Origin of the sequence: Streptomyces sp. NPDC052114 (assembly GCF_040680155.1) — a bacterium.
Taxonomy (GTDB): domain Bacteria; phylum Actinomycetota; class Actinomycetes; order Streptomycetales; family Streptomycetaceae; genus Streptomyces.
This window is the reverse complement of record NZ_JBFAWC010000018.1, coordinates 120,796-144,302: the sequence shown is the minus strand read 5'-3', so window position 1 is coordinate 144,302 and position 23,507 is coordinate 120,796. Positions and strand designations below refer to the sequence as shown.

Annotated in this window: 20 protein-coding genes and 1 riboswitch; of the genes, 6 read left to right on the top strand and 14 right to left on the bottom strand. The window is 72.6% G+C overall.

The window, feature by feature from the left end; all coding sequences use genetic code 11:
* Nucleotides 1-90: 90 nt before the first annotated feature.
* Together AB0L89_RS32680 and AB0L89_RS32675 are read right to left on the bottom strand one after the other, a co-directional pair.
* Nucleotides 91-1,335: a HAMP domain-containing sensor histidine kinase gene (locus AB0L89_RS32680; protein WP_365149130.1), complete on the bottom strand. Its 1,245-nt coding sequence runs from the start codon at nucleotides 1,333-1,335 to the stop codon at nucleotides 91-93.
* A gap of 6 nt (nucleotides 1,336-1,341) precedes the next feature.
* Nucleotides 1,342-1,995 carry a response regulator transcription factor gene (locus AB0L89_RS32675; protein WP_055544891.1) on the bottom strand — a complete coding sequence of 218 codons (654 nt, stop codon included), beginning with the start codon at nucleotides 1,993-1,995 and terminating at the stop codon, nucleotides 1,342-1,344.
* A 361-nt stretch (nucleotides 1,996-2,356) separates the two neighbouring features.
* Between AB0L89_RS32675 and AB0L89_RS32670 the strand changes: the two genes are divergently transcribed.
* Complete coding sequence (locus AB0L89_RS32670) at nucleotides 2,357-2,530, top strand: hypothetical protein (protein WP_167357823.1); 174 nt, start codon at nucleotides 2,357-2,359, stop codon at nucleotides 2,528-2,530.
* Between the two features lie 102 nt (nucleotides 2,531-2,632).
* Here the strand turns inward: AB0L89_RS32670 and AB0L89_RS32665 are convergent, their stop codons facing one another.
* Both AB0L89_RS32665 and AB0L89_RS32660 read right to left on the bottom strand, forming a co-directional pair.
* Nucleotides 2,633-3,430, bottom strand: coding sequence for an inositol monophosphatase family protein (locus tag AB0L89_RS32665; protein ID WP_365149231.1), 798 nt, complete (start codon nucleotides 3,428-3,430; stop codon nucleotides 2,633-2,635).
* 19 nt (nucleotides 3,431-3,449) lie between these two features.
* Nucleotides 3,450-4,577, bottom strand: a complete 1,128-nt coding sequence (locus AB0L89_RS32660) for a ferrochelatase (protein ID WP_365149126.1) — start codon at nucleotides 4,575-4,577, stop codon at nucleotides 3,450-3,452.
* Between the two features lie 168 nt (nucleotides 4,578-4,745).
* Here AB0L89_RS32660 and AB0L89_RS32655 point away from each other — a divergent pair, with 168 nt between their 5' ends.
* Together AB0L89_RS32655 and AB0L89_RS32650 are read left to right on the top strand one after the other, a co-directional pair.
* The gene (locus AB0L89_RS32655; protein ID WP_365149124.1) at nucleotides 4,746-5,996 is read left to right on the top strand and encodes an MFS transporter; all 1,251 of its coding nucleotides are present in this window, start codon (nucleotides 4,746-4,748) and stop codon (nucleotides 5,994-5,996) included.
* Entirely contained in the window at nucleotides 5,944-7,275 is a 1,332-nt protein-coding gene (locus AB0L89_RS32650) for a D-arabinono-1,4-lactone oxidase (RefSeq protein ID WP_365149121.1), read from the top strand. The genes AB0L89_RS32655 and AB0L89_RS32650 overlap by 53 nt, the downstream gene beginning before the upstream one ends.
* A gap of 7 nt (nucleotides 7,276-7,282) precedes the next feature.
* Here the strand turns inward: AB0L89_RS32650 and AB0L89_RS32645 are convergent, their stop codons facing one another.
* Nucleotides 7,283-8,470, bottom strand: coding sequence for a hypothetical protein (locus AB0L89_RS32645; protein WP_365149118.1), 1,188 nt, complete (start codon nucleotides 8,468-8,470; stop codon nucleotides 7,283-7,285).
* 462 nt (nucleotides 8,471-8,932) lie between these two features.
* Between AB0L89_RS32645 and sepH the strand changes: the two genes are divergently transcribed.
* The gene (gene sepH, locus AB0L89_RS32640) at nucleotides 8,933-10,033 is read left to right on the top strand and encodes a septation protein SepH (protein WP_365149115.1); all 1,101 of its coding nucleotides are present in this window, start codon (nucleotides 8,933-8,935) and stop codon (nucleotides 10,031-10,033) included.
* Between the two features lie 67 nt (nucleotides 10,034-10,100).
* Here the strand turns inward: sepH and AB0L89_RS32635 are convergent, their stop codons facing one another.
* Nucleotides 10,101-10,928 (bottom strand): sulfurtransferase, encoded by an 828-nt coding sequence (locus AB0L89_RS32635; RefSeq protein ID WP_365149112.1) that lies wholly within the window; start codon nucleotides 10,926-10,928, stop codon nucleotides 10,101-10,103.
* A 444-nt stretch (nucleotides 10,929-11,372) separates the two neighbouring features.
* Here AB0L89_RS32635 and AB0L89_RS32630 point away from each other — a divergent pair, with 444 nt between their 5' ends.
* Nucleotides 11,373-12,098, top strand: coding sequence for a VOC family protein (locus AB0L89_RS32630; protein WP_365149109.1), 726 nt, complete (start codon nucleotides 11,373-11,375; stop codon nucleotides 12,096-12,098).
* 40 nt (nucleotides 12,099-12,138) lie between these two features.
* Here the strand turns inward: AB0L89_RS32630 and AB0L89_RS32625 are convergent, their stop codons facing one another.
* From AB0L89_RS32625 to AB0L89_RS32610, 4 genes are all read right to left on the bottom strand, one after another.
* Nucleotides 12,139-12,801, bottom strand: coding sequence for a thymidine kinase (locus tag AB0L89_RS32625; RefSeq protein WP_365149106.1), 663 nt, complete (start codon nucleotides 12,799-12,801; stop codon nucleotides 12,139-12,141).
* Nucleotides 12,802-12,874: 73 nt separating this feature from the next.
* Nucleotides 12,875-14,065 (bottom strand): nucleotide pyrophosphatase/phosphodiesterase family protein, encoded by a 1,191-nt coding sequence (locus AB0L89_RS32620; protein WP_365149103.1) that lies wholly within the window; start codon nucleotides 14,063-14,065, stop codon nucleotides 12,875-12,877.
* The gene (locus tag AB0L89_RS32615) at nucleotides 14,065-14,652 is read right to left on the bottom strand and encodes a DUF5998 family protein (RefSeq protein ID WP_055697117.1); all 588 of its coding nucleotides are present in this window, start codon (nucleotides 14,650-14,652) and stop codon (nucleotides 14,065-14,067) included. Before AB0L89_RS32615 ends, AB0L89_RS32620 begins: the two co-directional genes overlap by 1 nt.
* 113 nt (nucleotides 14,653-14,765) lie before the next feature.
* Entirely contained in the window at nucleotides 14,766-17,633 is a 2,868-nt protein-coding gene (locus AB0L89_RS32610) for a GNAT family N-acetyltransferase (RefSeq protein ID WP_365149100.1), read from the bottom strand.
* Nucleotides 17,634-17,832: 199 nt separating this feature from the next.
* On the opposite strand from AB0L89_RS32610, the gene AB0L89_RS32605 reads away from it, so the two are divergent.
* Nucleotides 17,833-18,114 (top strand): HPr family phosphocarrier protein, encoded by a 282-nt coding sequence (locus AB0L89_RS32605; protein WP_030021209.1) that lies wholly within the window; start codon nucleotides 17,833-17,835, stop codon nucleotides 18,112-18,114.
* 345 nt (nucleotides 18,115-18,459) lie between these two features.
* Here the strand turns inward: AB0L89_RS32605 and AB0L89_RS32600 are convergent, their stop codons facing one another.
* From AB0L89_RS32600 to AB0L89_RS32585, 4 genes are all read right to left on the bottom strand, one after another.
* Nucleotides 18,460-19,146 carry a GntR family transcriptional regulator gene (locus tag AB0L89_RS32600; RefSeq protein WP_365149096.1) on the bottom strand — a complete coding sequence of 229 codons (687 nt, stop codon included), beginning with the start codon at nucleotides 19,144-19,146 and terminating at the stop codon, nucleotides 18,460-18,462.
* Between the two features lie 308 nt (nucleotides 19,147-19,454).
* On the bottom strand, nucleotides 19,455-20,258 hold the full coding sequence (locus AB0L89_RS32595) for a M23 family metallopeptidase (protein WP_365149093.1): 804 nt from the start codon (nucleotides 20,256-20,258) through the stop codon (nucleotides 19,455-19,457).
* Nucleotides 20,259-20,270: 12 nt separating this feature from the next.
* A riboswitch (cyclic di-AMP (ydaO/yuaA leader) is annotated at nucleotides 20,271-20,433 on the bottom strand.
* Between the two features lie 248 nt (nucleotides 20,434-20,681).
* Entirely contained in the window at nucleotides 20,682-22,067 is a 1,386-nt protein-coding gene (locus AB0L89_RS32590; RefSeq protein ID WP_365149090.1) for a pitrilysin family protein, read from the bottom strand.
* Nucleotides 22,064-23,440, bottom strand: coding sequence for a pitrilysin family protein (locus AB0L89_RS32585; RefSeq protein WP_365149228.1), 1,377 nt, complete (start codon nucleotides 23,438-23,440; stop codon nucleotides 22,064-22,066). Before AB0L89_RS32585 ends, AB0L89_RS32590 begins: the two co-directional genes overlap by 4 nt.
* Nucleotides 23,441-23,507: the final 67 nt, after the last annotated feature.

Below are 23,507 nucleotides of genomic sequence, written 5' to 3'. Positions count from 1 at the left end.
CCCATGTGATCGATCGCACACGGATTCCCCGGGGCAGGGCCCCGAAAATTCCGCGCAAAGCGAACACACCGGCGGATCCGCGGCAGCATCTCAGAGGGGCAGAGTGACACGCATCACGAGCCCACCCCCCTCGCGCGGCTCCGCGATGATACGGCCCCCGTGGGCCCGCGCCACCGACCGGGCGATCGACAGGCCGAGACCGACCCCCTTGTCGCTGCCCGTTCGCTCGGTCCGCAGCCGCCTGAACGGCTCGAAGAGGTTGTCGATCTCGTACGCGGGAACCACCGGGCCCGTGTTCGACACCACCAGGACCGCCTGGCCGTGCTGGGCCTCCGTGGTGACCTCGACCCAGCCCTCGTCAGGCACGTTGTACCTGACGGCGTTCTGGACGAGGTTCAGCGCGATCCGCTCCAGGAGGACGCCGTTGCCCTGGACGACGGCCAGACCGCGCTCCCCGCGGATCTCCACGCCCTTGGCCTCCGCCTCGGCGCGCACCTGGTCGACGGCCCGGTTGGCGACCTCGGCGAGATCGACCGGTTTCCGCTCCACGATCTGATTGTCACTGCGGGCGAGCAGCAGCAGGCCCTCCACGAGCTGCTCGCTGCGCTCGTTGGTGGCCAGGAGCGTCTTGCCGAGCTGATGGAGCTCGGGCGGCGCCCCGGGGTCGGAGAGCGACACCTCCAGGAGCGTGCGGTTGATCGCCAGCGGTGTCCGCAGCTCGTGCGAGGCGTTGCCGACGAACCGCTGCTGGGCGGTGAAGGCCCGCTCCAGGCGGTCCAGCATCTCGTCGAAGGTGTCCGAGAGCTCCTTCAGCTCGTCGTCCGGGCCGTCCAGCTCGATGCGCCGGGTCAGGTCCGTGCCGGCCACCCTGCGGGCGGTGCGCGTGATGCGGCCCAGCGGCGAGAGGACGCGGCCCGCCATCGCGTACCCGAAGGCGAACGCGATCACGGCGAGACCGAGGAGGGCGAGCAGTGAGCGGCTGAGGAGGTTGTCCAGGGCGTTCTGGCGCACCTGGTTGACGCACTCGTTCAACGCGGCGTTGAGTTGCGACTCCGTGGGGCGGTCGGGGAGTGCCCGGAAGTTGGTGCAGGTGCTGCTGCTGACCGAGGAATTGCCCGTGACCCTGAACGGCAGGTCACTGCCCACGTTCAGCGCCTGCGCGGCGAGCAGGTAGATGATCGAGAGCAGCAGGATGCCCGCGATCAGGAACATGCCGCCGTAGAGCAGCGTCAGCCGTATGCGGATGGTCGGACGCAGCCAGGGTGGCGGCTCCGCCTTCCTCGGGTCCCACGTCGGCTTCGGAGGCGCCGCGGGGGGCGCCGGGGTCGCGGCCACCGGGGATCAGATCCGGTAGCCGGAGCCCGGCACCGTCACGATGACGGCGGGCTCGCCGAGCTTGCGGCGCAGCGTCATGACGGTCACCCGGACGACGTTCGTGAACGGGTCCGTGTTCTCGTCCCAGGCCTTCTCCAGGAGCTGCTCCGCGGAGACGACCGCGCCCTCGCTGCGCAGCAGCACTTCGAGGACGGCGAACTCCTTGGGGGCCAGCTGGATCTCCTTGCCGTCGCGGAAGACCTCGCGGCGGTTGGGGTCGAGCTTGATGCCGGCGCGCTCCAGGACGGGCGGCAGCGGCACGCTGGTGCGCCGTCCGAGGGCACGCACGCGTGCCGTGAGCTCGCTGAACGCGAAGGGCTTGGGGAGATAGTCGTCGGCACCGATCTCCAGGCCCTCGACGCGGTCGCTGACGTCGCCCGACGCGGTGAGCATCAGGACGCGGGTCGGCATGCCGAGCTCGACGATCTTGCGGCAGACGTCGTCGCCGTGGACGAGCGGGAGGTCACGGTCGAGCACCACGACGTCGTAGTCGTTCACGCCGATGCGCTCCAGGGCGGCCGCTCCGTCGTACACGACGTCGACGGCCATGGCCTCCCGGCGCAGTCCGGTGGCCACCGCATCGGCGAGCAGCTGCTCGTCCTCGACGACGAGTACGCGCACGTCGCTGTCCTTCCTCTGTGCCCCTGCGGGCAGGTTCGTCTTGGGGGTAGGCCTCCATCCTGCCCCTTTCGGCCATAAACCGGCTGTAAGGCGGCCTCCTAGCGGCTCGCGGCCCCGGGAATGCGGGATTTTCTCCGGCGGTTGAGGTTTCTCCGTAAGGGAGCGAGGGGAGGACGGCCTTACACCCGCGATCACGCTATGTATGTGGCACGCCACGAACTGCCCACCCGTCGCCCGGCCACCGTCCCGGTGGGGGCGCTCCGCTCCACGGAGTCGGATGGAGCGGCTTGGACGTGATCGCCCCTTCTTGAGGGCACACCCCCGTGCCATCGACCCACGACCCAGCCGAGGGGGCGCAACCATGGACGCATTCACCGCAGGTCTCCTGCAGCGCATAAAGGCCACGGAGTCCGACCTCACGAAGGCCCGTGAGACGGGAGACGACTTCCTTGCCGAGGTCGAGCAGGCGGAGCTGGAGGATCTGCACCGCCTGGCCGCCGAGCACGGAGTAGAAGTGGGCGCGCTGCACGCCTGAGCGACGCCCGAACGCCGACGCGGAAGGGCCCCGGCACCTGTGGACGAGGTGCCGGGGCCCTTTCGTGTGCGTGGGGGCCGTCCCGAGGGGCGACGGGCGCGGTCAGTCGTGCCAGGCGCCGAGGTCCTCCAGGAGGCCCTGGAGCGCCTCGAAGAGGCCGGGTGGGGCGGCGATCGCCAGCTCGCCCGAGAGGGCCTCTCCGGGGCGGCCACCGGTCAGCGCGCCCGCTTCCCGCGCGACGAGCTCGCCCGCCGCGAAGTCCCAGGGGTTGAGCCCGCGCTCGTAGTACGCGTCGAGGCGGCCCATCGCGACGTCGCACAGGTCGATCGCCGCCGACCCGGCGCGCCGGATGTCCCGCACCTCGGGGATCAGCTTGCGGGCGACCTCGGCCTGCTGGGCGCGCCGCTCGGCGACGTACCCGAAGCCGGTGCCGATCAGGGCCTGGCCGAAGGGCGGGGCGGGACGCACGCGCGCGGGCCTGTCCTCGACGAAGGCGCCCTCCCCGAGGACCGCGCGGTACGTCTCCCCGCGCATCGGGGCGTGGACGACGCCGACGAGCGTCTCACCGTCCTTGCGGGCGGCGATGGAGACGGACCAGTCGGGGCGCCCGTACAGGTAGTTGACCGTGCCGTCGATCGGGTCGATCACCCACTGCACGCCGCTGGTGCCCTCGGAGCTGGCGCCCTCCTCGCCGAGCACGCCGTCCTGCGGCCTGCGCTCGGCGAGGAAGCCGGTGATCAGCTTCTCGGAGGCGATGTCCATCTCGGTGACGACGTCGACGGCGCTGGACTTGGTGGCGGCCACGCCGAGGTCGTCGGGGCGGCCGTCGCGCAGGAAGGTTCCCGCGCGGTGTGCGGCCTCCAGGGCCACGTCGAGGAGCTCTGCCTTGAGGTCGGTCACGTCGGTCACGTCAACGTCCTTACGCGTACGGGCTGTCGGCGCCGGCGGCCGCGGGCTTGGGGGCACGGGCGGGGCAGCAGCCCACCGGGCACAGGTCGTGGCTCGGGCCGAGGGAGCCCAGGGCGCAGGGCGTGACGGGCGTGCCGCGCTCGGCTGCGGCACGCTCCAGGACCAGCTCCCTGATCGCCGCGGCGAACCGGGGGTCCGCGCCGACGGTCGCCGAGCGGCGCACCGGAAGCCCGAGCTCCGCCGCCTTGGCCTCGGCCTCGGTGTCGAGGTCGTACAGGACCTCCATGTGGTCCGAGACGAACCCGATGGGGCTCATGACCACCGCGGGCGCGCCCGCGCCGTGCCGCTCCTCCAGGTGGTCGCAGATGTCGGGCTCCAGCCACGGGATGTGCGGGGCGCCGCTGCGCGACTGGTAGACGAGCTGCCAGGGGTGCTCGACGCCGGTCTCCTCGCGCACCGTGTCGGCGATGAGGCGGGCCACGTCCAGGTGCTGCTTCACGTACGCGCCGCCGTCGCCGTGGTCCTCGACGGGACCCGAGGTGTCCGCCGCGGCGTCCGGGATGGAGTGCGTGGTGAAGGCCAGGTGGGCGCCCGCGCGCACGTCCTCGGGGAGGTCGGCGAGGGACTTCAGGACACCGTCGATCATGGGGCGGACGAAGCCGGGGTGGTTGAAGTAGTGCCGGAGCTTGTCGATCTTCGGCGGCTCCAGGCCCTCGGACTCCAGGACCGCGAGGGAGTCCGCGAGGTTCTCGCGGTACTGGCGGCAGCCCGAGTACGAGGCGTACGCGCTGGTGGCGAGGACGAGGACGCGGCGGTGGCCGTCGGTGACCATCTCGCGCAGGGTGTCGGTCAGGTACGGCGCCCAGTTGCGGTTGCCCCAGTAGACCGGCAGGTCCAGGCCGTGGTCCGCGAAGTCCTTGCGCAGGGCGTCGAGCAGGGCGCGGTTCTGGTCGTTGATCGGGCTGACCCCGCCGAACAGGAAGTAGTGCTGCCCCACCTCCTTGAGCCGCTCCTTGGGGATGCCGCGCCCCCGCGTCACGTTCTCCAGGAACGGGACGACGTCGTCGGGACCTTCGGGGCCGCCGAAGGAGAGCAACAGCAGGGCGTCGTAGGGAGTGGACTCCAGCGCATCGGACATGTCTCCGATCCTGCCACCCGGCACCGACAGCCGGAAAACAGGCTCCGCCGTCCGGAAAAACCCCGGTGCGCCCACCCCCGCCGAGCCGTAAGCTGTATCGGCCACCTTTACGCCTTACCCGGACCGCTCCCGCCCAGGGAGCCGTGCCGGAGCTTCCGCGGAGTCCACGTGCCCAGCCCCTACCGCGCCCTCTTCGCCGCCCCCGGCACGAAGGCCTTCTCCACCGCCGGGTTCCTCGGCCGCATGCCGCTGTCGATGATGGGCATCGGCATCGTGACGATGGTGTCCCAGCTGACCGGCCGGTACGGCCTCGCGGGCGCCCTGTCGGCGACCGTCGCGCTGTCCGCCGCCGCGATCGGCCCGCAGATCTCCCGGCTCGTGGACCGGCACGGCCAGCGCCGGGTGCTGCGGCCCGCGACGCTGGTGTCCCTGACCGCGGTCACCGGGCTGCTGCTCTGCGCGAAGTTCGAGGCGCCCGACTGGACGCTGTTCCTCTTCGCCGCCCTGGTCGGCTGCGTGCCGAGCGTGGGCTCGATGATCAGGGCGCGCTGGGCGGTCCTCTACCGCGACACCCCGCAGCTGCACACCGCGTACTCGTTCGAGTCGGTGGTGGACGAGGTCTGCTTCATCTTCGGGCCGATCATCTCGATCGGCCTGTCCACGGTGTGGTTCCCCGAGGCGGGGCCGCTGCTCGCCGGGGCCTTCCTCGCCGTGGGCGTCTTCTGGCTGACGGCCCAGAAGACCACCGAGCCGGTGCCGCACCCGCGCGAACACCACACCAGGGGCTCGGCGTTGCGCTCGGGCGGCCTCCAGGTGCTGGTCGCCACCTTCGTCGCGACCGGCGCGATCTTCGGGTCGATCGACGTGGTGACCGTGGCGTACGCGGAGGACCAGGGGCACAAGTCCGCGGCCAGCCTGGTGCTCGCGGTCTACGCGCTCGGCTCCTGCCTGGCCGGCGCGGTCTTCGGCCTGCTGCACTTCAAGGGAGCACCGGCCCCCAGGTGGCTGCTGGGCGTCTGCGCGATGGCCGTGAGTATGATCCCGCTTCAACTGGTCGGGAACCTTCCGTTTCTGGCCGTGGCGTTGTTCGTCGCGGGCCTCTCCATCGCACCGACAATGATCACGACGATGGCCCTCGTCGAGCAGCACGTACCACGCGCGAAACTGACCGAGGGCATGACCTGGGTGAGCACCGGCCTCGCGGTCGGCGTCGCGCTCGGCTCCTCCGCGGCCGGCTGGGTCATCGACGCCGCGGGCCCGGACGCCGGGTACGGGGTTCCGGGGATCTCCGGGGCCGTCGCGGTCGCGGTCGGATTCCTGGGGTATCGCCGGCTGAAGCGGCCGGTTCCGCAAGGGGGAGGGACCCATGAGCACGGGAACGGGCACGGGCAGCGGGAAGAGCACAGCGGCGTGGCGTAACTGGGCGGGCAACGTCACCGCGCGCCCGGTCAGGGAGGTCACCCCCGCATCGGTCGACGAGCTGGCCGCCGCGCTGCGCCGGGCCAAGGAGGACGGTCTCAGGGCCAAGCCCGTCGGCACGGGCCACTCCTTCACGGCGACCGCCGCGACCGACGGGCTCCTGATACGCCCCGACCTGCTCACCGGCATCCGCCGGATCGACCGCGCGGCGGGCACCGTCACCGTGGAGGCCGGCACCCCGCTCAAGCGCCTGAACGCGGCGCTCGCCCGCGAGGGCCTGTCCCTCACGAACATGGGCGACATCATGGAGCAGACCGTCTCCGGGGCGGTGAGCACCGGCACGCACGGCACGGGCCGCGACTCGGCCTCGATCGCCGCCCAGATCAAGGGCCTCGAACTGATCACCGCCGACGGCACGGTCCTGACCTGCTCCGCCGCGGAGAACCCCGAGGTCTTCGCCGCCGCCCGCATCGGGCTCGGCGCGCTCGGCGTCATCACCGCGATCACCTTCGCCGTCGAGCCGATCTTCTACCTCACGGCCCGCGAGGAGCCGATGACCTTCGACAAGGTCACCGACGAGTTCGACGCGCTCTTCACCGAGAACGAGCACTTCGAGTTCTACTGGTTCCCGCACACCGGCAGCTGCAACACCAAGCGCAACAACCGCAGCGCGGGACCGGCGGCCCCGCCCGGCCGGATCTCCGCCTTCGTGGAGGACGAGCTGCTCTCCAACGGGCTCTTCCAGGTGGTCAATTCCCTCGGCCGCGCCGTGCCCGCGACCATCCCCGGCATCGCCAAGATCTCCAGCAAGGCGCTCTCCGCGCGTACGTACACGGACATCCCGTACAAGGTCTTCACCAGCCCGCGCCGGGTGCGGTTCATGGAGATGGAGTACGCCGTTCCGCGCGAGGCGCTCGTGGCGACCCTGCGCGAGCTGAAGGCGATGGTGGACCGCTCGCGACTGCGGATCAGCTTCCCCGTGGAGGTCCGCACGGCGCCCGCGGACGACATCGCGCTCTCCACGGCCTCGGGCCGCGAGAGCGCGTACATCGCCGTCCACATGTACAAGGGCACGCCCTACCAGGCGTACTTCACGGCCGCCGAGCGGATCTTCACCGCGCACGAGGGGCGGCCGCACTGGGGCAAGATGCACACCCGCGACGCGGAGTACTTCTCCAAGGCGTACCCCCGCTTCGGCGAGTTCACCGCCCTGCGCGACCGCCTCGACCCGGACCGCGTGTTCGCCAACGACTACCTGCGGCGCGTCCTGGGCGACTGACCCCGCTCTACGGAGCGGGCGTCTCGCCCTGCTGGTCGTCGCCGCCCGTGCCGGTCCCGGTGCCGTTCGAAGGAGTGGGCGTCGGCGGGGTCGGCGTGGGCGTCGGGTCCGTCTTGGAACCGTCGTCTCCGGAGCCGGTGCCCTTGTCCTTGTCGGGGTCCGTGCCGGTGCCCTTGTCGGGGTCGCCCTTGGAGCCGGAGTCGGTGCCGGTGCCCTTGTCGGGGGTCTGACCGCCGGTGCCGTTCGGGTCCTGGGTTGCTCCGTCGCCCTTGTGGGATCCGTCACCGGTGCCCGAAGTGCCGTGGTCCGAGGGCTGGTCCGACGGCTCTTCGGAGGGCGTGGACTGCTTCTCCGGAGAAGTGTTCTTCCCCGACAGCCCGTTCCCGATCGTCGTGCCCTTGCCGCCGCTGAAGCTCTCGTCGGAGACCAGCTCGTACGTGGTGATGCCCGCCATGGAGACCCCGAAGACGACGGCCGCGGCGATCAACGGCCGCTTCCAGCTGCGGATCTGCGCGCGGTGCGTGGTGCCCTCGGTGAACTCGTCCGACGGGAGCGGCGGTTCGACCGGGGGTGCCGCGGCCGGACCCGTGGCGCGCAGCACGCGCGTGGCGTCGTCGCGCGGCACCGGCCGTGTGGCGTCCACCGATCCGAGGAGCTGGGTCCTCTCGGCGTCGGGGTCCGCGGCGGGCAGCATCGCGGTGGCGTCCGCGGCGCCCGCGACGGGCAGCACGGCCGTCGGGTCCGCCGCGCCCGTGACGGGGAGCGCCGTGGTCCCGTCGGCGTCGGCGTCCTGTGGCCTGCCCCACGTCGTGGTCACGGGCCCGGTGGTGGGCACCGCTCCCGTGTAGGCAGCGGTCCTGAACGTCTCGGGCACCGGCGTCGCGGCCGTCACCGGAACCTGGCGCGCCTTCGGCTTCGCCTGCACCGTGACGTCACGTATCTGCTCGCCCGTGCGCTTGAAGAAGTGCTGGAAGATCGTGCCGCCGCAGGTCGCGATCGCGCTGACGACGCCGGCGCCGAGGATCGTCCCGTAGACACCGAGGTTCGAGGCGAGCTTCGCCGCCACGACGGCGGCGATGGCGCTCCCCGCCACCTGCGGCACGCTCAGATCGAGGCGCCGCTTCTCCCCCGGCTCCCCCGAGTCCTTCGACTCCTGGTCCTTCGACTCCTGGCCGGAATCCGGCTTTTCACGCATCTCCTACCCTTGCCTGCCTTTCGCGACCGACTACACGAGAGGGGACGTACGGGCGAAGTGATTAGTTCCGTTTCTGGTGTTTCCGTGAAGTGCGCCACCCGCGCGCGGGGCGAGCCGGGCAGGGGCGGGTGCCAACTCCCATTCCCGGCACGAACTTCGGCGGCGCGGCGGTCCACCCGCGTGGCCCGAATGGAGTACTGTTGCGAGCCCTGGGTCCGGTCTCCCGCCAGGGTGCCCGGGGCCCGCCAGGACCGCCGGGTGGGGGGCTCGTTGCACAGGGTGACGAAGGTCGTCACTTAGAGTTGCGAACAGGTAACCGTGCCATAACGGCGCTCCAGGGCCCCTGCCCGACACGCCGGGCAACTCGGCAAGGTTGTGGCAGGCTGCACCCGGGCAGGCCACACTCGACTAGCGGAAGCAGCGACGCACGTGACGTCGGCAGGCACCACCCGGGAGGTCCCCATGCCCGAACTGCGTGTCGTGGCCGTCAGCAACGACGGCACACGGCTGGTGCTGAAGGCTGCGGACAGCACGGAGTACACGCTTCCGATCGACGAGCGGCTGCGTGCGGCCGTCCGCGGCGACCGGCCCCGACTCGGCCAGATCGAGATCGAGGTGGAGAGCCACCTCCGGCCGCGCGACATCCAGGCACGGATACGTGCCGGTGCCAGTGCGGAAGAAGTGGCCCAGCTCGCCGGCATCCCCGTCGATCGCGTCCGCCGCTTCGAGGGCCCCGTGCTCGCCGAGCGCGCCTTCATGGCGGAGCGGGCCAGGAAGACCCCCGTGCGCCGTCCCGGCGAGAACACCGGACCCCAGCTCGGCGAGGCCGTCCAGGAGCGGCTGCTGCTGCGCGGCGCCGACAAGGACAGCGTGCAGTGGGACTCCTGGCGCCGTGACGACGGCACCTGGGAAGTTCTGCTCGTCTACCGCGTCGCGACCGAGCCGCACGCCGCGAGCTGGACGTACGACCCGCCCCGGCGGCTCGTCCAGGCCGTGGACGACGAGGCCCGTTCGCTGATCGGCGAGACGGACGACATCGCCGCGCCCGAGCCCAGCTTCCCGTTCGTGCCGCGGATCGCCCGGCTGCCCCGGGACCGCCCGCTGGACCGGCCGCTCGACCGCGCCCTGGACCGTCAGCTGGACCGCCCGAGCATTCCCGCGCCTCCGGCCGACGCGCCGGAGGAGGCGACCGGTGCGGCGTCCGCGGTGGCCGAACAGGAGCGCGACTCGCTGACCAGCCTCCTGGAGGCGGTGCCGAGCTTCCGCGGCGACATGGTCGTGCCCGAGCGCCCCACGGCCGCGCCCACCACGGAGCTGCCGCAGGCCGTCCCGGACGAGCCCGAGCAGGAGCCGGAGGCCGAGGAGCCGCCCGCGGCATCGGCCGGCGCCGGCGCGGCGTACGCGGACGTGCTCATGCCGCGCTCGGTGGCCAGCCACCGCGACCGCCTCGTCGGCTCCACGGACCGCCAGGCCGAGGCCGACGGCGTGCGCCCCGGCCGCCGCGCCGCGGTGCCCAGCTGGGACGAGATCGTCTTCGGCACGCGCCGCAAGAAGCAGGAGTAGTCGGTCGTACGTGAACGGGCCCCGCACCCCCTGGGTGCGGGGCCCGTCCGCGTAGCGCCGCGTGGGCCTACTGCGGGTCGGGGCCCGTGGCCACCGGCCGCGTCGCATCGGATGACCACTCCGACCACGAGCCGACGTACAGCGCGGCCGGGATCCCCGCCACCGCGAGGGCGAGCACCTCATGGGCGCCCGAGACACCCGAGCCGCAGTAGACGCCGATCTCCGAAGTGCCCGACGCGCCCAGCGCCTTGAAGCGGTCCGCCAGCTCGGCGGCGGGCCTGAAGCGGCCGTCCGCCGCGACGTTCTCCGTGGTGGGCGCGGACACGGCGCCCGGGATGTGGCCGGCCACGCGGTCGAGCGGCTCGACCTCACCGCGGTAGCGCTCGGCCGCGCGGGCGTCGAGCAGCAGACCCGAGCGGGCCAGGGCCGCGGCGGAATCGGCGTCCAGGAGGTCGGTGTCGTTCGGGGCGGGCACGAAGGAGCCCTCGGCCGGGGCGGAGCCCGTGCCCTGCTCCAGCGGGCCGGTCCACAGGGCGATACCGCCGTCCAGCACCCGGACAGCCGTGTGACCCGTCCAGCGCAGCATCCACCACAGGCGGGCCGCCGCCCAGTTCTGGCCACCGTCGTATACGACGACGGCACGGTCCTGCGACACTCCCGCCGCCCGCATCACGGCCCCGAAACGGTCGGGGTCGGGGAGCGGGTGACGGCCGCCGGCCCCGGCGGGACCCGCCAGGTCGGCGTCCAGGTCGACGAAGACGGCGGAGGGGATGTGCCCCTCCTCGTACGCCGAGCGCATCGAGCCCTGGTGCTGCCAGCGGACGTCGAGCACCACCGGCGGGTTCGCGCCCGCCAGGTCGCTCGCGAGTTCGGATGCGGAGATGATGGCATTCATGGGCCCATCCTTGCGTACGGGGTGGCCGCGTCGCCAAGGTCCGGCTAGCCTGCTCCGCCGGGCCACGCCCGAACACAGGGCGTATGGAACCATGCACGCGCCGTACGGCGGACGGACACCGCGCAGCAATGACGCGTTCACGGATGAGCAACCGGAAATCGGGCATCTTCCGCGGGAAGCCGGACAGTGCGGCGCGGCCGGGGCGCGAGGCGAGGCAGGTGGTGCGAGCATCTGCACGGGCGCGCATGCGCACGGCGCGGGTACGCACGTGCGAGAGCGGAAGCTGAGCGGCCACCAAGGGCCGAGGAGAGGGTGACGATGACCGAGGCGCGGGCGGATGGGCTCTCCTCCGGACAGAGCTCGTCGAAGTCCTTGCGGCCGGAGCCGCGTGACGGCACGGAGACCGGTCGGCGCACGCCCGGCACTCCGTGCTGGGTGAGCCTGATGGCACATGACCTGGGTGCGACTCAGGAGTTCTACGGAGCGCTCTTCGGCTGGGAGTTCCGGCCGGGCCCCGAGCAGCTCGGCCCCTACGTACGGGCGCTGCTCGACGGCCGCGAGGTGGCCGGCATCGGCCAGCTGCCGCCCGACCGTCACCTGCCCATCGCCTGGACACCCTACCTGGCGTCGGACGACGTGGACGCGACGGCGGAGGCGGTGCGGCACTGCGGCGGCACGGTCGGCGTCGGCCCGATCGACGCGGGCGAGGCGGGCCGCATGGCGATCGCGTCGGACCCGGCGGGCGCGGTGTTCGGCATCTGGCAGGCCGCGGGCCATCTGGGCAGCGCGGTGGTCGGCAGGCCCGGCACGTCGACCTGGAACGAGCTGGTGACCCAGGAGACCGCCGGCGTCGCGAAGTTCTACCAGACGGTGTTCGGCTACGCCGAAGAGGCCGTCGTCTCGGCCGACTTCGACTATCTGACCCTGCACGTCGAGGGCCGCCCGGTGGCGGCCGTGCACGGCGTGGGCCAGTCGCTGCCCCGCGACCGCGGCGCGCACTGGATGACGTACTTCGAGGTCACCGACGTGGACGAGGCGGTCAACCGCGTCATCGAACTGGGCGGCCATGTGGTCAGACCGGCCAGGGACGACACCCACGGCCGCATGGCGACGGTCGCGGATCCGGAGGGCGCGGTGTTCACGATGGTGTGCTCGCACGCCACCGGTTGACCTCGGGCGTCGGCGTGATCCCGGCGCCGACGCGCCCGGTTCAGGGGCGGGCGGGGGCCGTGTCGACCGGCAGGACGTCGGGTGACAGGGCTCCGGCACGCGCGGTCGCCGCCGTCGTCCTGCGCAGATGATGGCGGCGGCACAGCACTTCGTAACCCACCTCGTCCGGCGACTGGTTGACGTCGCCGATGACGACCTGGGCGCCCTCGACGACCATCTCGCCCCCTATGGTGCGGGCGTTGTGCGTGGCGCGGGCGCCGCACCAGCACAGCGCCTCGACCTGGAGGACCTCGACGCGGTCGGCCAGTTCGACCAGGCGCTGCGAGCCGGGGAAGAGCTTGGAGCGGAAGTCCGTGGTGATGCCGAAGGCGAAGACATCGAGGCGGAGGTCGTCGACGACCCGGGCGAGCTGGTCGATCTGCTCCGGCGCGAGGAACTGCGCCTCGTCGGCGATGACGTAGTCCGCGCGGCCGCCCTTGGAGAGGTGGTCGACGAGGTGGGCGTAGAAGTCGAAGTCGTCCGCCGCCTCGATCGCGTCGGTGACGAGACCGAGCCGCGAGGAGAGCTTGCCCTCGCCCGCGCGGTCGTCCCTGGTGAAGATCACCCCCTGGAGCCCCCGCGCCGAGCGGTTGTGCTCGATCTGCAGAGCCAGTGTGCTCTTTCCGCAGTCCATCGTTCCGGAGAAGAACACCAGCTCGGGCATGGGGAGTCGAGGACCTTTCGGGTCGGGCGGGTCAGGCGGGGTGGGGGCGGGCACGCGCACGGGCGCGAGGTGGTCAGGTGCGGACTTCGAGGAGGGGGACGAGCTGCTCGACGGGGGTCATGGAGCCGTGCATGCCGACCAGGGCGGACTCCTTGGGCTCGCGCTCGGTGGCGATGATCGCCACGTCGTCGTGGGCCGCCGCGACGACGTCGCCGATGCGCTCGTACACACGTTGATCAATGTGTGGACCGAACCAGCCGGCGGCGATGGCCTCGTCGCGGCCGGCCACCCAGAACTGCTCGCCGAGGACCTCGCGCCAGACCGTCAGGACGTCGTTCGCCGCGCCGGGCACCGCGTAGACGTGCCGGGCGCGGCCCTCGCCGCCGAGGAGGGCGACGCCCGCGCGCAGCTCCCAGTCCTCGTCGAAGTCGACGCGGGCGCCGTCGTCGAAGGGGATGTCGAGCATGCCGTGGTCGGCGGTGACGTAGAGGGCGCTGCGCGGGGGCAGCTGCTCGGCGAGGCGCTGGACGAGCCGGTCGACGTACATGAGCTGGCCGCGCCAGGCGTCGGAGTCGACGCCGAAGCGGTGGCCCTTGCCGTCCACCTCGGCGTAGTACGTGTAGACCAACGAACGGTCCCCCGCGGCCAGTTGCTCGGCGGCGAGGTCCATGCGGTCCTCTCCGGAGAGCCTGCCCCGGAAGGTGCCGCCGCTGAGCGCGACCTTGGTGAGCGGGGTGTGCTCGAAGGTCGGCGAGGACACCTGGGCGGTGTGCACGCCGGCCTCGTGGGCCTGCTGGAAGACGGTGGGGTGCGGCTGCCAGGCGTGCGGCTCGGTCCACGGGTTCCAGCGGAGCTGGTTCATCAGCTCGTCGGTGGCCGGGTTGCGGACGGTGTAGCCGGGCAGGCCGTGCGCGCCGGGCGGCAGGCCGGTGCCCACCGAGGCCAGCGAGGTCGCGGTGGTGGCCGGGAAGCCCGCGGTGATGGGCCAGCCCGTGCCGCCGCGCGAGCTCGCCAGCAGCGAGGTCAGGAAGGGCGCCTCGGCCGGGTGCGCCTTGAGCTGCTCCCAGCCCAGGCCGTCGATCAGGAAGACGCAGTTCCGGTCGGCCGGGGCGAGTTCGGCGATGACGGGGGTGTCGTAGCCGGGCACGCCCTGGTGGGCCACCAGCGTGGGCAGCAGGTCGGCGAGCGATCCCGCGCCGTACTGGGGCACGGGGGCGCTGTCGAGGGCGAGGGGCTGTACGTCGTCCCAGGAAGGCAGCGCCATCAGCGCGCGGTGTCCGCGGTCGCCTCGGACAGCGCCTGGGCGAAGGCGAGGGTCTGCCGCACGGCGTCGGGGCCGTCGCCCGCCTCGCTGACGCGCAGGCTCAGGTCGTCGGCGGTGGAGCTGCCGGTGTAGCCGTGGTCCGCCTCGCAGTTGGGGTCGCCGCAGGCCGCGGGCTCCAGGTCGATGCGGGACACCGCGCCCCAGCCGATGGTCAGGACGACCTCGCGGGGCAGCGTGCCGGGCACGTACTTCTCGGGGTTGGCGACGACGCGGCTGACCACGACCGAGGAGATGCGGCCGATCTCGACCGACTCGGTGGAGGTCGTCGCGTACGGCGTCGGGGACGTGCTGTCCGCCGCCTGCTCGTCGGTGTGGCTGACGATGAAGCGCGTGCCGGTCAGGACGAGGACCGTGACGTGCCTGCGGACCTCATTGGCGTCGAACGTCGTCTCCTGGTGGACCAGATACGACCCGATGGCCTCGCCGCCGATCGCGGCCTCCACCGCCTCGGCCACGAGGGCCGGGTAGTAGCCGCTGCGCTCGATCGCCGCGCGCAGCCCCTGGGTCGTCGTACCGGTCTTTGCCATGCCGTCCATCCTACGGCCCGGTGCGGGGCGCACGGTGCCCTGTGGGCCGCCTCGGTCCCGGGCGGTGCGCTCAGGCGCCCGGGAAGCGCGGTCGGCCACCCGGAATGCGTGCCTCAGTACCCCGGGAGCGTGCGCGGGCCCAGGTCGTCGCGCGCGGGCGGCGGCGCGAGACGGACCGTGGCGCCGAGCACGGAGAGGCCGCGCTGGGCGACGACCACGGGCTCCAGGGAGACGGCGACCACCTCGGGGTGGTCGTCGACGAGCCGGGAGACCCGCTGGAGCAGCTCTTCGAGCGCCGGGGTGTCCACGGGGGCCGAGCCGCGCCAGCCGAACAGGAGCGGTGCGGTCCGGATCGACCTGACCAGCGACGTGGCCTCGCGGTCTGTGACCGGGATGAGGCGGTGCGCGGTGTCGCCCAGGAGTTCGGACGCGGCGCCCGCGAGCCCGAACGAGAGCACCGCTCCGGCCGCCGGGTCGATGACCGCGCGCACGACGGTGTCGACGCCGCGCGGCACCATGCCCTGCACGACCGGCCGCAGCTCGGCGGGCCCTCCGAAGAGGTCCGTCAACTCCTGGTACGCCCGGCGCAGTTGTTCCTCGTCGGCGAGGTCGAGGCGCACCCCGCCGAGGTCGGCGCGGTGGCGCAGGTGCGGGGCCGTGGTCTTCAGGGCCACCGGGTAGCCGAGCGCGCGGGCGGCCGCCGCCGCCGCGTCGGGGTCGGGCGCGGGCAGGGCCTGCCGTACGGGGATGCCGTACCGCCCGAGCAGCTCGTGGGCGTCGGCCGGGGCGAGGGTGACGCCGCGCGGGTCGCCCTCCTCGGCGAGCAGTTCGGTGATGCGCTCGGCGGCGCCGTTCTCGTCGATGTCGTCGTACTCGTGCACCCGGCCGGGCTCGGCGGCCTCGCGCCGCCACTGCGCGTACTTGACGGCTTCGGCAAGGGCCCGGACGGCCCGCTCGGCGGCGGGGTAGGCGGGGATGCGGTACTGCTCGGCGAGCGGTTCGGCGGAGTCCGCCTCCGGCGCGGGCGGGCGTTCGGCCACCGGCGGGGCCACGGGCTCCGACTCGGCGGCGCGAGGGCGGGGCTCCGTGGCGCCTCCGGGGACGGGGGCGTCGGGCCGGGTGCTGGCGGCCGCGGCGAGCGCGTCGGCGAGGCCGCCGAGCTCGACGTGGACCACGGCGACCGGCTTGGCGGGACATCCCGCGGCGGCGGCCCGCAGCTCGGTGGCCAGCGTCTCCGGGTCCGCCGTGTCCCCGTCCTCCCCCACCCAGGGGATCGCGTTCACGATCACCGCGTCACAGGCGTCGTCCGAGAGCGCCTCGGCGAGCGCGGCACGGAAGTCGGCCGGAGTGGCGCCGGTGGTCAGGTCGCGCGGCGGCAGCGGCCGCAGTCCGTCGGCGACGCACGCGTCGTACGTGAGGAGCCCGAGGGACTCCGAGTTGCCGAGGATGCCCACGCGCGGTCCGGCCGGCAGCGGCTGCCCCGCGAGCAGCAGGCCGGCGTCGACCATCTCGGTGACCGTGTCGACGCGGATGACCCCCGCCTGGCGCAGCAGCGCCGAGACCGTGGCGTGCGGCAGCCGGGTGGCCTGCACCGCGTGGCCGGTGGGGGCGATGCCGCTGTGCCGGGCTCCCTGCACGACGACGAGCGGCTTCGCGGTGGCCGAGCGCCGCGCGAGGCGGGTGAACTTGCGCGGGTTGCCGATGGTCTCCAGGTACATCAGCGTGACGTCGGTGTCGGGGTCCTCGTACCAGTACTGGAGGACGTCGTTGCCGGACACGTCCGCGCGGTTGCCGGAGCCGACGAAGGTGGACAGGCCCGCGCCCCGCCGGTGCAGTCCGGAGAGCAGGGCGATGCCGATCGCGCCGGACTGGGTGAACAGGCCGATGCGCCCACGCGCGGGCGGCTGCGGGGCGAGCGAGGCGTTGAGCCGCGTCCCGGGCGAGGTGTTGATGACACCGAAGGCGTTGGGGCCGATGAGGCGCATCCCGTACGACCGGGCCTGGCGCACCAGTTCGCGCTGGCGCGCGCGGCCCTCGACGCCGCTCTCCCCGTACCCGGCGGAGAGCACCACGAGGCCCCGCACCCCGCGCTCGCCGCACTCGGTGACGACCTGGGGCACCCGGTCGGCGGGCACCGCGATCACGGCGAGGTCCACGGGCTCCCCGATGGCCGCGACGGAGCGGTGCGCCGGGAGGCCGTCGATCTCGCTCCCCTCGGCGAAGGCGGCGTTCACCGCGTACAGGCGCCCGGTGAATCCGGCGTCCCGAAGGTTGCGCAGCACGCTGCGGCCCACTCCGCCGGGCGTCCGGCCCACGCCGATCACGGCCACCGATCCCGGGGTGAGCAGCCGCTGCACCGACCGGGCCTCGGCGCGGTGCTCGCGGGCGCGCTGCACGGCCAGCGAGCGGTCGGTCGGCTCCAGGCCGAACTCCAGGCGTACGACGCCGTCCTCGAAGCTGCGCTTCTGCTGGTAGCCCGCGTCGGTGAACACCTTGATCATCTTGGTGTTGGCGGGCAGCACCTCGGCGGCGAAGCGACGGATGCCGCGCTCCCTGGCGACGGCCGCGATGTGCTCCAGGAGGGTGGAGGCGACGCCGCGGCCCTGGTGGGCGTCCTGCACGAGGAAGGCGACCTCGGCCTCGTCGGCGGGGGCGCTGGCGGCCATGCCGCGTTCGTCGATGCGGTCGTAGCGCACGGTGGCGATGAACTCGCCGCCCACGGTCGCGGCGAGCCCCACCCGGTCGACCTGGTCGTGATGGGTGAAGCGGTGCACGTCCTTGGCGGACAGACGCGGGTAGGGCGCGAAGAAGCGGTAGTACTTCGACTCGTCCGAGACCTGTTCGTAGAAGCTGACCAGGCGGTCCGCGTCCTCGGCCGTGATGGGCCTGATGCGGGCGGTGCCTCCGTCGCGCAGCACCACATCGGCTTCCCAGTGGGAGGGATGGTCGTGCCGATCCTGCTGATCCGACGGGGTCTGCATGGGGCCAGGGTACGGGTCGCGCACCCGCCGGGGCCGGGGCAGGCTAGGACGCGTCGAACGGCGGCCGGGCGCGGGACGTACGGCCGGGCGGCCAGGGACATACGTCCGGGCAGGCCCGGACGTATGTCAGACGGAGCACCCGCGACGGCATGAGACACTGGTCTAGACAAGTGTGAGACACCTGGAAGGGCAGCAACACATGGCTGAGCGCCGCGTCAACGTCGGCTGGGCCGAGGGCCTTCACGCCCGACCCGCCTCCATCTTCGTCCGCGCGGCCACGGCCGCCGGCGTCCCCGTGACGATCGCCAAGGCCGACGGCAACCCGGTCAACGCGGCCTCGATGCTCGCGGTGCTCGGCCTGGGTGCCCAGGGCGGCGAGGAGATCGTGCTGGCCTCCGACGCCGAGGGTGCGGACGCCGCGCTCGACCGTCTGGCCAAGCTGGTCGCGGAGGGGCTCGAGGAGCTCCCGGAGACGGTCTAGGACACGTTCTCCCGCAGTACGTCGATGGGGTCGCCCGGAAATCCGGGCGACCCCATCGACGCTTGTGCGTGATCGGATGCCGAGGAGACGTGAGCCGATGCCGGGGCGGCGTGATCGGATGCCGGGGCGGCGCGAGCCGATGCCGGGGCGGCGTGAGCCCTTTTCGAGGCGACGTGAGCCGCTTTCTGGGCCGCGGCGGAAATAGCGCGCGGCAGGACGACGCGCGCGACGTCGCCTTTCTTTGCGCACCACGCTTTACACATCGCACTTTCGCGTTACGCATCGCATTTTCGCGCGCCTCGGCACGCGAATTCCCCGTGCATCTCTTTGTATACGGCGCTCCCGTTAATTCGGGAGGCTCACCGTGTTTACGGCATGTTGCGAATCCCTCACCGCGCCGGCCGGCCGCACGGGGCGCCACTGGTGCGCGGCCGTCACGCGCTCGGCGTGCGCCGCGGTGAGCGTCCTGGCGCGCTCCGCGTCCCCGCGGGCCACCGCGTCGACGATCGCGGCGTGCTCGGACCAGCACGCGGCCGGCGCCGCCGACGGCCGCACGACGTACATCCAGGCGACCTTGTGCCGCAGCTGGGTGAGCAGCGAGCCGAGCCCGGCGCTGCCGGACGCCTGGGCGAGCGTCTCGTGGAACCAGCCGCCCAGTGACCCCAGATCCTCTCCCCGGCCGCTCCTGCACCGCTCCTGGCCCAGCCTGACGAGGCCGCGCAGGACCCTCAGGTGCGCCTCGGTGCGGCGCTGCGCGGCACGGGCCGCGGCGAGCGGCTCCAGCAGCAGCCGGATCTCCAGGAGGTCGGCGGCCTCCTCCTCCGTCGGCTCGGCCACGCACGCGCCCGCGTGCCTGCGCGTGACGACGAAGCCCTCGGCCTCCAGGGTGCGCAGTGCCTCGCGCACGGGGACGCGGGAGACGCCGTAGCGGCGCGCGAGGAGGTCCTCGGTGAGCCGGCCGCCCCTTTCGTACACACCGGAGACAATGTCGTCCCGGATGGCCGTGCATACCGAGTGCGCGGGAATGCGCATGACCCGACCTCCGCTTTAATCACCGCGAAACGCGGTCGACCGACGCTCGTTCCGCGACTCTATTGCAGAACGCCGCAATTTCCGATGGCGGACCGGAATCCATGGATATCTTTTGGCCAAGGAAGTCGCGGGACGCGCGCGAGGGACCGGGAAGGCCTGGAAGACCCCCGGGCGGAGATCGCCGAAAGCCCCGGCTCGGGGCGAGCCGGGGCTTTCGCTGTGGCGTGGGGTGCGCCGCTGTGGCGGCGCGACGGTGCCGCGGGTTCCGCGGGTCCCGTGGATCCCGTGGATCCCGTAGGTCCCGTGGGTCAGACGTTGACGCCGTGCGAGCGCAGGTACGAGACGGGGTCGATGTCCGAGCCGTAGTCGGCGCCGGTACGGGCCTCGAAGTGGAGGTGGGGACCACTGGAGTTGCCGGTGGAGCCCGAGAGGCCTATCTGCTGGCCCGGGGTGACCGTCTGGCCGACGGTGACGCTGAGGGACGACATGTGGCCGTATTGGGTGTACGTGCCGTCGTTCATCTTGATGACCACGTTGTTGCCGTAGGCGCCGCCCCAGCCGGCCTCGACGACGGTGCCGGAGCCGACCGCGTGGACCGTGGTGCCGGACGCGGCGTGGAAGTCGACGCCGGTGTGGCTGCCGGAGGACCACATGGCGCCGCCGGTCTGGTAGCCCGTGGAGACGTAACTGCCGGAGATCGGCGAGACGTAGGTGTTCAGGCGCTTGCGCTCGGCCTCGCGGGCGGCGCGCTCCTTGGCCTCGCGCTCCTTCTTGGCCTTCGCCTTGGCCTCGGCCTCGGCCTTGCGCTTCTCCTCGGCGGCCTTCTTCTTGGCGGCCTCTTCGGCCTGCTGGGCGGCAGCGGCGTCGGCGGCGGCCTGCTTCTGCGCGACGGCCTGCGCGTCGACGCCGGCGGCGAGCGAGTCACCGACGGAGACGGCCTGGGTGAGGCCGGTGTGCTCGACGGCCATGTCGTCGGGGGCGGCGAACGCCTGGCCCGCGAGGCCTCCGATGACGCCGGTGGTGGTGAGCGCTGCGACACCCGCGGCGTTCGCCGTGGTACGCGTCAGGCGGCTCGGACGACGGTGCTTCCCGGTGGCACGGGTGAACGCCATGAAGCGGGTGATCCTTTCCTTCCCTCTCGCCTACCGGGTTAGCTGACGGGTTCGGAGCAGGAAGGTCTCCTACGGATCCCTCGCCTGACGGCAAGGTGTCCGATTCACCCCAAGGGACGTGTGGGTCCCCGGCTCCCCTGGCTCGCGCCGTACGGGGACTCGGCGATGACTGTCCGGTGTCGCGGATGCGACGTACTGCGTGACGGACAGCCGGACCGAACGCTAAACGGGGCATCTTTCGATCGACAAACAGAATCCACCTTTTGTAGCGCACGCCACACACCAGACAGGCAACCTCCATATGAATCCGGACATATGAGGACCCCGGCGACCGAATCGGTCGCCGGGGTCACGAAATGTCCCGACTGCCGGGAGGACCGGCAGGAGGGTCGCCGGGCCACCCGGGGGCGGCCTGACGGTCACTCAGCCGGTGACGACCGTCACCTCGCCGATGCCGAGGGCCTTGACGGGCTCCTCGATCTGCGCGGCGTCGCCGACCAGGACCGTCACCAGGCGGTCCCCCGGGAAGGCGTTCACGACGGCGGCGGTGGCCTCCACGGTGCCCGTGGCGGCCAACTGCTGGTACAGCCGCGCCTGGAAGTCGTCCGGCAGGTGCTGCTCGACCTGGTCGGCGAGCGTGGCCGCCACGGAGGCGGCCATCTCGAACTTCAGCGGGGCCACCCCGACGAGGTTCTGCACGGCCACGTCGCGCTCGGCATCCGTGAGGCCCTCGGCGGCGAGGGTGCGCAGGACCTTCCAGAGGTCGTCGAGCGCCGGTCCGGTGTTCGGCGTGTCCACGGAGCCGCTGATGCCGAGGAGCGCGGCGCCCGACCCGTCCGGCGCCGAACGCAGGACCTGGCCGAACGACCGTACGCCGTAGGTGTATCCCTTCTCCTCGCGCAGGACGCGGTCCAGGCGGGAGGTGAGGGTGCCGCCCAGGCAGTACGTGCCGAGGACCTGGGCGGGCCAGACGCGGTCGTGCCGGTCCGCGCCGACGCGGCCGATCAGCAGCTGCGTCTGGACGGCTCCGGGGCGGTCCACGATGACGACGCGGCCGTGGTCGTCGGCGGTCACCGGCGGCACCGGGCGCGGCTCGGCCGCGGAGCCCGTCCAGGCGCCGACGGTGTCCGCGAGGACGGCGTCCAGGTCGGTGCCCGCCAGGTCGCCGACCACGACGAGCGTGGCCGTGGCGGGCCTGACGTGCTTCTCGTAGAAGGCGCGCACGGCCGCCGAGTCGATGGCCGTGACCGTCTCCTCGGTGCCCTGGCGCGGGCGCGACATGCGCGAGGAGGCCGGGAAGAGCTGCCGGAAGAGCTCCTTGGCCGCGCGGCGCGCCGGGTTGGCGGCCTCGTGCGGGATCTCGTCCAGACGGTTGCGTACGAGACGCTCGACCTCGCTGTCCTCGAAGGCGGGGGCGCGCAGGGCGTCGGCCACCAGGCCGAGTGCCTTCGGGAGGCGGGAGACGGGCACTTCGAGGGAGACGCGGACGCCGGGGTGGTCGGCGTGCGCGTCGAAGGTCGCGCCGCAGCGGTCGAGCTCGGCGGCGAACTCCTCGGCGGAGTGCTTGTCGGTGCCTTCGGAGAAGGCCCTCGCCATGATGGTGGCGACGCCGTCCAGCCCCTGCGGCTCGGCGTCCAGGGGCGCCTCCAGGTGGATCTCCACGGCGACGACCTGCTGGCCGGGGCGGTGGCAGCGCAGCACGGTGAGGCCGTTGGGGAGCGCGCCGCGCTCGGGGGCGGGGAAGGCCCAGGGCTTGGCGGGACCGGCCTGGGGCTGGGGCTGGAACTGCATCGTCGCGGCCTCGGTCACTTCGCCGCCTCCTCTTCCTCTGCGCCCGCGTCGGCTGCGGATTCGCTCTCGTCGGTGGCGGCCTCGGCCGCGTCGGCGGTCACGGGCTCGTACACGAGCACCGCGCGGTTGTCGGGGCGCAGGCGGGCCGCCGCGGCCGCCTGGACCTCTTCCGCGGTGACGTCGAGGACGCGCCGCACGGCGGTGAGGGCGAGCTGCGGGTCACCGAACAGGACGGCGAACCGGCACAGTTCGTCGGCGCGGCCCGCGACCGTGCCGAGCCGGTCGAGCCACTCGCGCTCCAGCTGCGCCTGCGCGCGCTCCATCTCCTCCGCGGTGGGGCCCTCCGCGGCGAAGCGGGCGAGCTCCTCGTCGACGGCCGCCTCGATGACGGGCACCTCGACGTCTCCGGAGGTCTTCACGTCCAGCCAGCCGAGCGACGGCGCACCGGCCAGGCGCAGGAGACCGAACCCGGCGGCGACGGCGGTGCGGTCGCGGCGCACGAGCCGGTTGTACAGCCGGGAGGACTCGCCGCTGCCGAGGACCGTGAGGGCCAGGTCGGCGGCGTCGCACGCGCGCGTGCCGTCCTCCGGGAGGCGGTAGGCGGCCATCAGGGCGCGGGCCGGGACGTCCTCCTCGACGACCTCGCGCAGCTGCTCGCCGATGCGCTCGGGCAGCGAGCCGTCGCGCGGCGGCTGCTTGCCGTCGTGCGAGGGGATCGACCCGAAGTACTTCTCGACCCAGGCGAGCGTCTGCTCGGGGTCGATGTCGCCGACGACCGACAGGACGGCGTTGTTGGGCGCGTAGTACGTGCGGAAGAACTGGCGCGCGTCCTCCAGGGTGGCCGCGTCCAGGTCGGCCATCGAGCCGATCGGCGTGTGGTGGTAGGGGTGGCCCTCCGGGTACGCGAGGGCGACCAGCTTCTCGAACGCCGTGCCGTAGGGCACGTTGTCGTAGCGCTGGCGGCGCTCGTTCTTGACCACGTCTCGCTGGTTCTCCATCGACTCCTCGTCGAGCGCGGAGAGCAGCGAGCCCATGCGGTCGGCCTCGAGCCACAGGGCCAGCTCCAACTGGTGGGCCGGCATGGTCTCGAAGTAGTTGGTGCGCTCGAAGCTCGTCGTGCCGTTGAGCGAGCCTCCCGCTCCCTGGACCAGCTCGAAGTGGCCGTTGCCGTGCACCTGCTTCGAGCCCTGGAACATGAGGTGCTCGAAGAGGTGAGCGAGGCCGGTTCGCCCCTTGACCTCGTGGCGCGAGCCGACGTCGTACCAGAGGCAGACCGCGGCGACCGGGGTCAGATGGTCCTCCGAGAGCACCACCCGCAGGCCGTTGGCCAGCCGGTGCTCGGTCGCTGTCAGGCCGCCGGAGCCGGCCTCGGCCGTGGCCGTGTGACCCATGGGCATGTACGTCCCTTCGATCGCTGCTTTTCAGAACTTTCCTGCCAGTCCTGCCACTGTATGCAAG